The 9,843-nt window shown below is 73.0% G+C and carries 7 protein-coding genes; 6 read left to right on the top strand and 1 reads right to left on the bottom strand.

Going from position 1 to position 9,843, the window contains the following annotated elements; genetic code table 11:
- Window positions 1-250: 250 nt before the first annotated feature.
- A complete protein-coding gene (locus RNC47_RS31660) occupies window positions 251-928 on the bottom strand; it encodes a TetR/AcrR family transcriptional regulator (protein ID WP_311603765.1) in 678 nt (225 codons plus the stop codon).
- 147 nt (window positions 929-1,075) lie between these two features.
- Here RNC47_RS31660 and RNC47_RS31655 point away from each other — a divergent pair, with 147 nt between their 5' ends.
- The 6 genes from RNC47_RS31655 to RNC47_RS31630 all read left to right on the top strand — a co-directional run bounded on the left by RNC47_RS31655 (window position 1,076) and on the right by RNC47_RS31630 (window position 9,829).
- Window positions 1,076-2,107, top strand: a complete 1,032-nt coding sequence (locus RNC47_RS31655; protein WP_311603763.1) for a medium chain dehydrogenase/reductase family protein — start codon at window positions 1,076-1,078, stop codon at window positions 2,105-2,107.
- A 222-nt stretch (window positions 2,108-2,329) separates the two neighbouring features.
- A complete protein-coding gene (locus RNC47_RS31650) occupies window positions 2,330-4,036 on the top strand; it encodes a glucuronyl esterase domain-containing protein (protein WP_311603761.1) in 1,707 nt (568 codons plus the stop codon).
- A gap of 198 nt (window positions 4,037-4,234) precedes the next feature.
- Window positions 4,235-5,422 carry a methyltransferase, FxLD system gene (fxlM, locus tag RNC47_RS31645; RefSeq protein WP_311603759.1) on the top strand — a complete coding sequence of 396 codons (1,188 nt, stop codon included), beginning with the start codon at window positions 4,235-4,237 and terminating at the stop codon, window positions 5,420-5,422.
- 71 nt (window positions 5,423-5,493) lie between these two features.
- Window positions 5,494-5,673 (top strand): hypothetical protein, encoded by a 180-nt coding sequence (locus tag RNC47_RS31640; protein WP_311603758.1) that lies wholly within the window; start codon window positions 5,494-5,496, stop codon window positions 5,671-5,673.
- Window positions 5,674-5,784: 111 nt separating this feature from the next.
- The gene (locus RNC47_RS31635; protein ID WP_311603756.1) at window positions 5,785-8,613 is read left to right on the top strand and encodes a lantibiotic dehydratase; all 2,829 of its coding nucleotides are present in this window, start codon (window positions 5,785-5,787) and stop codon (window positions 8,611-8,613) included.
- Entirely contained in the window at window positions 8,606-9,829 is a 1,224-nt protein-coding gene (locus RNC47_RS31630; protein WP_311603754.1) for a lanthionine synthetase C family protein, read from the top strand. Before RNC47_RS31635 ends, RNC47_RS31630 begins: the two co-directional genes overlap by 8 nt.
- The last annotated feature ends 14 nt before the right edge of the window (window positions 9,830-9,843 follow it).

Genomic DNA, 9,843 nt, shown 5'->3' with positions numbered 1-9,843 from the left:
CGTATCGCTCTCCGGCAACGGCGATACGAACCTGGCCCGGCGACGCCCGGAAGATCCCCCTCCCACCCCAGGACAATCCGATCGGGCGACGCGGTCCGGCGTGTCCCGGCACGCCGCGAAGCGCTCAGAGGTGGTACCGGGAGCAGCGTATGAGCGGGGGATGGGACGATGCAGCGCGCGGCGTGGACGATCCCGCGACGATCAGCGCTGTCGCGACGGTTGACGCGGCGGGGGAGCGGTGCCTGGCTCCTCACCGGGTGAGGTCGGCCACCTCGGCCTCGAAGAGCAGCGCCGGGTCGAACCGCATCCCCGTGAAGTGGCCGGCGAGTTCGAGCGAGAGCACGCCGTGCAGCCGGGTCCAGAAGGCCAGGGCGCGGCGCAGGGCGGCGGGCGGGGCGGGGTGGTCGGCGGCCCAGCCGCGGTGCCGCTCGATGTGTTCCTCGAACCGGGTGACCGGCGCGGCCGGCGCGGCGGGCGGGGCCGGTCGGTCGTCCGGGAGCGCGGCGCAGGCGTCGAGGAGGGTGGCCATGATCTCGGAGGCGATCGCGGTGACGTCGTCCGGCGCGTGGTAGCCGGGGACCGGCGTGCCGTAGATCAGCAGGTACCGGTGGGGGTCGGCCAGGGCCCAGTCGCGCAGGGCGTGGGCGAACGCGGCGGGATCGGCGCCCGAGCCGGCCGCGGCGGTCGCCCGGACGACGTCGGCGAGGCTCCGGTACGCGTCCCTGATGAGCTCGGTGATCAGCTCGTCCCGATTGGCGAAGTACCGGTAGAGGGCCGGGCCGCTCAGGCCCATCCGCTTGGCGATCGCGTTGAGCGAGAGCGCCGAGGCGCCCGCCGTGGCGATCTGCTCCCACGCGTGCTCCTTCACCTCCGCGCGCACCTGGGCGCGGTAGCGCTCGCGGGGGGTCCGCGTGTCCGTCTCCGCCATCGGTCCCTCGCCCTCCGCTGTGGTGGTCCGCCCGCCCCCCAGGTGAGTTAGAGGCTATCACGATCCCTATTGACACTCACTCAACGTGTGAGTTAGAACTTCTAACGAACACGAAAGCGCCTAGCGGAGAGTGTGGTGGAGGACATCATGAACGCCGAGGAACTCGTCGAGGTGGTGCTGCCGGGCACCGTGGAGCCGGAAGGGCTGCGGATCAGGCGCGGCGCCGTCCCCACCGCCGGGCCCGGGCAGGTGCTGGTCGCGATGGAGGCGACCGGCGTCTCCTTCGCCGAGCAGCAGATGCGCCGCGGCCGCTACTACGATCAGCCGGCCTTCCCCTTCGTGCCCGGCTACGACCTGGTCGGCACCGTGGTGGCGGCCGGCGCGGGCGTCGGCCCGGGTCTGGTCGGCACCCGGGTGGCCGCGCTGCTCAAGGTCGGCGGCTGGGCCAGCCACGTCCTCGTCGACGCCGCGGACGTCGTCCCGGTGCCGGACGGGATCGGCGCGGCCGAGGCGGAGACCCTGGTGGTCAACGGCGTCACCGCCTGGCAGCTGCTGCACCGCGAGGCCCGGGTCCGCGCCGGGCAGACCGTCCTGGTGCTCGGCGCCAACGGCGGCGTCGGCTCCGTCCTGGTCCAACTCGCCCACGCCGCCGGCGCCCGCGTCATCGGCACCGCCGCCGCCCGCCACCACGACGCGCTGCGGGCGCGCGGCGTCACCCCCGTCGACCACCGCACCGAGGACGTCGCCGCGCGCGTCCGCGAACTCGCCCCGGACGGGGTGCACGCCGTCTTCGACCACGTCGGCGGCCGCGGCATCGTCGACTCCTGGCGGCTCCTCGCCCCCGGCGGCACGCTCGTCTCCTACGGCACCGCCGCCACCAGGGACGACACCGGGTCCAAGCAGTGGCCCGTGCTGAAGCTGCTCGGCCGCGTCTGGCTGTGGAACGCCCTGCCCAACCGCCGCCGCGCCCACTTCTGCAACCTCTGGGCCGGCCGGGCCCTCGCCAGGGACCGCTTCCGGGCCCGGCTGCGCGCCGACCTCACCGAGGTCTTCGACGCCCTGCGGCGCGGCGACATCACCGCCCAGATCGCCGCCCAACTGCCGCTGAGCCGCGTCGCCGACGCGCTGCGGCTCGCCGAGTCCGGCACGGTCCACGGCAAGGTCGTCCTCACCCCGTGACCCGCCCGGGCGGGGACGGGATACGGCCAACCTCGGTCGAACCCCGTTCGACTGTTGTCAGGGTCGGGGCCCACTCCTACCCTGGGAGCGCTCCCATGGCTCTGGTTCCGGCGCCTCGCGCCCCCTCAGGACGCACCCGCTCGGCCGGCACCGGGCGCACCCGGGCGCACGCACTCCCCCCAACCGTCAAGCGTGCAGCGTGCCTTCCCCAAGGAGGTCCCCATGCGCATCCCCCGACACCGGCCCCGGCCCTGGTCGGTGGCGCTCCTCGGCGCCGTCGCGAGCCTGCTGACCGTCGCCCTCGTGCCGCAGTCCGGCGCCGCCGGCGCCCGCCCGGCCGACCCGGTCGCGAGCGTCGCCGTCGCCGCCGTGGACGAGGACGACGGCGCGAACTGCGCCGTGCCGAACCCCGGCACCCCGACCGCCAACTCCCTGCTCCCCGACCCGTTCACCAGGATCGACGGCACCCGCGTCACCAGCAGGTCCGACTGGCGGTGCCGGCGGGCGGAGATCAGGGAGCTGGCCGAGCGGTACGTCTACGGCGACAAGCCCGCCCGGCCGGACAGCGTCACCGGCACGGTCTCGGCGACCAACATCACGGTGAACGTGTCCCACCAGGGCCGCACCGCCAGCTTCTCGGCCGGCGTGCAACTGCCCAGCGGCAACGGCCCGTTCCCCGCCGTCATCGTCTTCGGCGGCCTCGGCGCCGACACCGCCACCATCAGGTCGTCGGGCGCCGCCGTCATCAGCTTCGACCCCTACACGGTGGGCCGGGAGGGCACGCCGCGCAACAACAAGCAGGGCGCCTTCTACAGCCTCTACGGCTCGTCGAGCGGCACCGGGCTGCTGATGGCCTGGTCCTGGGGGGTGAGCCGGATCATCGACGTCGTCGAGCAGTCCGGCGGCTCCGTGCTGCGCGCCGATGCCACGGGCGTCACCGGCTGTTCGCGGTTCGGCAAGGGCGCGCTGGTGGCCGGCGCGTTCGACCAGCGGATCGGCCTCACCATGCCGATCGAGTCGGGCACGGCGGGGGCGCCGATCTTCCGGGGGGTCCCGGGCGAGAGCGGCTCCCAGCCGCTGAGCAGCGCCTACTCCGAACAGCCGTGGCTGGGCGACGCGTTCGGCTCCTTCACGGGCAACCCGGCGACGCTGCCGGTGGACACCCACGAGATCCTGGGCATGGTGGCGCCGCGCGGCCTCCTCGTGATGGAGAACCCGCACATCGACTGGCTGGGCGCCAGGTCGGGGAGCGTGGCGGCGCTCGGCGCGGCCGAGGTCTACCGGGCGCTGGGCGCGACGGCCAACATCAGCTACTGGTCCGACGTCCAGGACGGCAACCACTGCGCGGTCAGGTCGGAGTGGCGGGCGCCGCTGCAGCAGAGCATCCAGCGGTTCCTGCTGAACACGGGCACGGCGCCCGGGGTGTTCCGGATCTCGCCGGCGAAGGCGGGCAACCTCGCCACCTGGCGGAACTGGCAGACGCCGACCCTTCCGGACACCGGCGGGACGGGCGGCACCAGCACCGGGACGACGAGCGGAACGACCAGCGGCGGGACGTCCACCGGGACCTCGGAGGGCGCGGGCGGCGGTGACGCCGGCGGGACGGGCGACCCCGGCGGCCCGGGCGACGCCTGCACGGCCACCTACCGCACGGTCAACAGCTGGTCGGGCGGCTACCAGGGCGAGGTGACGGTCACCAACAACACGACCAGCACGCTGGGCGGTTGGAGCGTCGGCCTGACGCTCGCCGCCGGGCAGTCCATCACCAACCTGTGGAACGGCCAGGGGACCGGCACCAGCGGCTCGGTCACGGTCCGCAACACGGCCTGGAACGGCGCCGTCGCCGCCGGCGCCACCCTCACCTTCGGCTTCACCGTCTCCGGGTCCTCCTCGGCCACGCCGAGCGGGCTCAGCTGCGCCACCACCTGACGGCCCACCGCGCCGTGTCCCCGGCGCCGGCCACCGGGCCGGGGACACGAAGGAGAGTCCCGCGCCAACACCACCTTTGGACCCGCTCAGCCGTGAGGGATCGCGCGGCCTTCACGGCTGGGAGTCATCGCCTCTCTCGACTCTGAGCCACGAAGCTGTGACACTGAGTTCTTCGGAGCGAGAGGTGTTGGGTTACTGGTGGAGACTGTTGCCGTTGACCGGAATGCTGCTCTGGTCGAAGAACTGCGGGGCAGCGGCCAGATCGTGAGTGAGCGGGTCGCGGCGGCCTTCCTCGCCGTTCCACGGCACCGGTTCCTTCCGGGAGTGGGACTCGAGGACGCTTACCGGAACGACAGCGTGTTCACGAAGCGAGGCGCCGACGGGAAGCCGGTGAGTTCGGTCTCCGCGCCGTGGCTGGTGGCCACGATGCTGGAGCGCTTGGCGCCCCGCCCCGGTGATCGGGTGCTGGAAGTGGGGTCCGGCGGCTACAACGCTGCCCTGCTGCGCCATATGGTGAGGCCCGAGGGGGCGGTGACCAGCCAGGACATCGATGCTGAGGTCATCGCGCGTGCCGCCGGCTGCCTGGCGGACGCCGGGGTGCGGGATGTTCGGTTGGTGACGGGGGACGGCCGGTTCGGCGTTCCCGAGGGCGCTCCATTCGATCGTCTGATCGTCACCGTGCAGGCCACGCGCGTGGAGCCGGCCTGGCTGGATCAGCTTGCCGACGACGGGCGGCTGGTGGTTCCGCTGAGGCTTCGCGGGCTGTCTCGGCTGTTGACCTTCACCCGTGAGGAGGGCCACTGGCGTGGCGATGGCTGGGAGCAGTGCGGCTTCGTGCGGATGCGCGGGGAAGGCGTCGCCAGCCCCATGGCCAGCGCGGTCTTGGCGGACGGTGTGCGGCTGCGGTGGGATGGCGGCCCGCCGCCTGATGACGCGGCGTTGACCGCCGCATGGAACAGCGAGCGCCGCGAGTTGTGGAGTGGCGTGCGGGTCGGCGCCACCGAAGGCACCCGCCCGGTGCTCGACCTGTGGCTGGCCACGATGCTCGATGCGCTTGGGCGGATCCACACGGGAGCGGCGTCGCCCCCCGGGTTGCCCGTGCTGCCCGGAGGTAGCCCCGCCACCTGGAGCCGCGAGTCCCTGGCCTACCTGACGATGCGCCCGGCGAACGCGGACGGCACGCACTTCGAGTACGGCGTCGCCTGGCACGGCCCCCACGCGGCCTTGGCCGAGGAGTTCGTCAGCCAGCTGCGGGTGTGGGACCGCGACCAGCGCGGCGGCCCGGGCCCATCGCTCGTAGTGTTCCCCGAGGGCTCGACCGAGGAGCCGACAGTCGGGCGGGTGCTGCGGCGGCCCGGTCCTCGCATGGTGCTCACCTGGCCCTGACAACCCCCTGGTGCTTCCCGGCCCGTCCGAGGACCGGGACATTCCCTTCAACGCTGAGGAGGAAGGCCGACATGAGTGATCTCCTGGAAGTGTTCCGGCTGGATCCCGTCAACACCGATCTGTCGGAGATCCGGGCTGCCACGGACACCGATGGGGACGACAACGACGACGGCGACACCACGGGCGATGGGTGCGGTCCCTCCGCGCCGCAGGGCCCCACGAGCGGGTGCCTGTTGCCCGACGGCCCCTAGCCTCAGGAGCAGCGCCGCTGGTCCTCGTCCGGCGGCGCGCGGGCCAGGAAGGCAGGGCGTTGTCGGGCAGCCGGCTTCTCGTGGGATACCGGTGACAGGGAGGGACATCGCATGGCGGGCCGCCTGCTCTTCGCCCCTGGGCCGATGGCACTGGCCCGCGTCCCACTTCTGCCCTTCCACCCCGCGCGGCAGGATGAGGCCGACGGTGTGGCGGCCGAGGGCATCTTTCTGGCGTCCCGCGCCTTGGATGAGACGGTCAGTGACGGGCCGAAGGCAGCGGCGTCGCGCGCCGCGTACGCGATCCGGGCCCGCTCGCGCACCGTGCCGCACAGCGTGTGGTGCGGCGTGGCCGCGGCCCGGATCGAGGGCGAAGAGCCGGGCCGGCTTGGGTTGGGCGAGGCCCACCGCGCGGTCACCCATCCCGCCCCACAGTTCCTGTGGAGCCTCGGGGACCGCCTGATCGGTGAACCGGGCGTGGTGGAGGCGGTGATGCTGACGGCGAGCAACCTGGTGGTGCGCCGCGGCGACCGGTTCGAGACCGAACACCCCGGCCCCAAGGTCGGGCAGCTCGGTAGTATCCGCGCCGCCGAGCTGTCGGGCTGGCTGATCCGCCTGTGTGCCGGCGGCGCCCGTGGCAGTGACGTTCTCGCCGCCGTCCTCGAGCGCTACCCCGGCGCCAGCGTCGAGGCCGCGCGGGGCGCTGTGGCGGAGATGGTGCGTACCGGCATCCTGCTGACCGACCTGCTGCCCGAGGACCTTCGCGATGACCCGCTTGGGCATCTCGTGGACCGCCTGCCCGAGGCGATTCCGGAACGTGTGGCCTTGGTGCGGCTACGACAGTCGCTGCGTGCGGCTGATCATCTGCCGCCGGGCGTCGAACGTCGGCTGAAGTCGTTGAGTTCGGCGCGCGAACTGGCCGACAGTCTCCACCGTGTGGAGCGCCCGCTCGTCGTCGACACCCTCGTCGACGCCGAGTTGCGGCTGCCGGCGCGGGTGGGTGAGGAGGCCGCTGCCGCCGCGACGGTCTTGTGGCGGATCAGCCACCGCGCCGGCCCTCTGCGCGCGTGGACCCGGAAGTTCGCCGATGTCTACGGCCGGCACCGCCTGGTGCCGCTACTCGAGGCGATCGACCCGGCCGCAGGCATCGGTCCCCCAGCGCGGGAGGACGCCATCGCCGCTACCGCCGAGCCTGATGAACGTCGCACAAGGCTGCTCGCCGCGCTGCTGGGAGAGGCTCTCGTCCATGGCCGCGACGAGGTGGAACTGACCGACGCCGACATCGACCGGCTGCGAACCAGCGAGGGCCTGCCGCCCCGTACCGCCGAGATCCACGTGCGCGTCCTACCGTGCCGTGACGGCTCCTTCCAGCTGATGATCGGCCAGCACGCCGCTCAGGAAGCAGGCTCGGCCGCCGGCCGGTTCGCCCGGTGGCTCCCCGAGCTCGCCCCCTCCGTCAAGGACCACGACGAGGCGGTGGCCGCGGAAATCGTGTGTCGGCCCCTGACCCACCGGGCCGCCACCCTCGCTGTCGAGACCCGTTTCGCTCCCTATCGCATCCCGATCGGCACACCGCCCCGGAAGGGCGACCTCCTCCCGCACGACCTGGCGATCACGTTGAGCGGCCGGCGCCTGATCCTGTGGTCGCACGCCCTGAACAGGCCAGTGGTGCCGGTGCTGTTCAGTCGCATCAGCCGCGACCTTCTGCCGCCCGCCGCCCGGCTGCTTCACCTGCTCGGCCATGCCGACGAACGCCCCTGGCACACCTGGTCCTGGGGCTCGGGCGACGTCATGCCATACACCCCACGCGTCAGCTACCGCACGACGGTGCTCGCCCCGCAGCGTTGGCTCCTTCCCGACGAACTCACGGCAGCCGCCACCCGGAAAGCCACCTGGCAGAGGCGGTTCACCCAGTGGTTGGCCGAAGCCCGCCCGCCGCTGCCTCAGCTCGTCGTGGCCGAGGAGTCCGACCGGCACCTCCCCCTCAACCCGCGCGACCCGGTCCAGGCCGAGATCCTGCGGCGCAGCGTGGTGCGCGGTACCCGGGCGCTGACCGAAGCCATCGGATACGGCCCGCAGGACCTGGCCGTGCAGGGGCCCCAGGGGCGCCACCCCCTGGAACTCGTCATCCCGCTGCACCGCCTCACCACCCTGCCCGTCCCATCCGTCGAGCCGCGCGCCGCGGCCCGGAGGCTTGCCAAGGACTCCGAGACTCCCGGGAACAGCGCGTGGTTGTCGGCCGCCATCGCCATCCCCGCCCGCCATCAGGACGCGGCCCTGGCCAGCCTCCCCGACACGTCGGAGGCCGTGCGGATGTTCTGGCTGCGCTACGAGACTCCCGACCTGGGCCCACACCTACGCCTGCGTTACTACACCGACGACCCGGAAACCCGTGCCCGCATCTCCGGTGACCTCGCCGTGTGGGCGGCCGATCTCGCCCAGCAGTGGCTGAGCAACGGCGTTCTCCGCTTCGAGCCCTATGTCCGCGAAACCCAGCGCTACGGCGGCCCCGGTGCGATCGCCGCAGCCGAAGAGGTTTTCGCCGCCGACAGCGCCCTCGTCCTGACCACCCTCCGCCACGGGCCGCCACCGGAAGCCGAACGGCTGATCATCGCCGCTCACTCGGCGGCGACCATCGCCCAAGCCCTCGACGCCCCCGATGCCGCCCGCCCCGCCCCTCTCCCGCCGGCCGAACGCCGCATCCGAGACCAACTGCGCCCCGCAGCCCGCTCCTACACCCTCCCACCTGGTCTCGCCGCAACCTGGGACGCCCGCCACCAGGCACTGACCAACTACCGCGCGACGCTCTTCACCCCGGACATCGCCCGACTGTGCGCGTCGGATGTGATCCACCTGCACGCCAACCGGCTCCTCGGCATGCGCGCCGACCACGAACGGCTTGCCCGCTCCCTGGCCACCGACCTGCTGCACACCCGTGGCTGACCCCACCGTGGCCATCGAACAGGCCATCCGGGCCACCATCGATCCCACCCAATACGCCGCCCACCTCTCCCGATCGGTCGCGGGAACCCTGAACGACGGCCTGCCCGGCACCGCCCTGCTGCTCGCCACCCTCTCCACAACCGACCACACCCTCGCCCGCGCGGCCGAGCGTCACTGGGAGGCTGCGGCCCCACTGCTGACCAACTCGCCGCCCGACGGCATCTACCGCGGCCCCGGAGCCCTCGCCGCCTCGTTGATCATCGGCAGCGCCTACCTTCCCTCCACACCCACCCGACGAGCCCTCGACCACGCCACCGCGTGGCTTGCCGCCCGCGCCCAGGGCCTGGCGCGCCACCAACAACGCCGCCGCGCCGCCGGGCACCTCGGAACGCCATGGGGTGTCTACGACGTCATCAAGGGCCTCGCCGGCATCGGCCGCATCCTCCTGACCGCCATCCGGACCCGTGACAGCGTCGCCCAGCAAGGACTGGACGCCGCGCTCACCACCCTCACCGACATGATCAACACCCCTGCTGACCTGCCCGGTTGGTGGCTTCCCGCCGAAGAACACGTACTGCCCGTCCCTGGCACGCTCCCGGCCTCCGGAGCGGCCACCACCGGCATGGCCCACGGCATCGCCGGCCCTCTCGCGCTGCTCTCCCTCGCCACCCGCGCTGGTCACACCGTCCCGGGACAGCGAACGGCGATCCGTTCCGCAGCCGCCTGGCTCCTGCGCTGGTCCACTCCCGGCCCCGCGTGGCCGCCCAATATCAGCGGCGAAGCCCTCCGCAATGTCCCCAACACGGCTGGCCTGGCCCCGTCGCCGGGGCGCCGCGACGCCTGGTGCTACGGCACCCCGGGCATCGCCACCGCGCTCATCCATGCGGCCCGGGCGCTGGACGACGACGAGCTCCACCACACCGCCCACGCGGCCATGGACGTCCTCGCCCGCCGCTCCGCTGACTCCTGGGACAGCACCGGCCCAGGCCTGTGCCACGGCAGCGCCGGCGTCCTCCAGGCCGCCCATCGGACCGGTCACGCCGAACTCGCCCGACATGCCGCGCTACGCACGGCCCGACTCCTCCTTGCCGCTGAGTCGAGAACCGCCGGCTACCTCACCGGCACCGCTGGTGCCACCCTCGCCCTCGCGGATCACCACGGACTGCTGCCCGCTCCACCGGGCGCGGCCTGGGACGCACCTCTCGTTCTCCAATAGGCGATGCCCGCTCA

Source organism: Streptomyces millisiae (assembly GCF_031845425.1).
Taxonomy (GTDB): domain Bacteria; phylum Actinomycetota; class Actinomycetes; order Streptomycetales; family Streptomycetaceae; genus Streptomyces; species Streptomyces millisiae.
This window is presented reverse-complemented; position numbering and strand designations above follow the sequence as displayed.

Bases quoted from the DNA above. Each gene is read 5' to 3' on its own strand.
- RNC47_RS31660 (WP_311603765.1), bottom strand. From the start codon at position 928: ATGGCGGAGACGGACACGCGGACCCCCCGCGAGCGCTACCGCGCCCAG.
- RNC47_RS31655 (WP_311603763.1), top strand. From the start codon at position 1,076: ATGAACGCCGAGGAACTCGTCGAGGTGGTGCTGCCGGGCACCGTGGAG.
- RNC47_RS31650 (WP_311603761.1), top strand. From the start codon at position 2,330: ATGCGCATCCCCCGACACCGGCCCCGGCCCTGGTCGGTGGCGCTCCTC.
- RNC47_RS31640 (WP_311603758.1), top strand. From the start codon at position 5,494: ATGAGTGATCTCCTGGAAGTGTTCCGGCTGGATCCCGTCAACACCGAT.
- RNC47_RS31635 (WP_311603756.1), top strand. From the start codon at position 5,785: ATGGCGGGCCGCCTGCTCTTCGCCCCTGGGCCGATGGCACTGGCCCGC.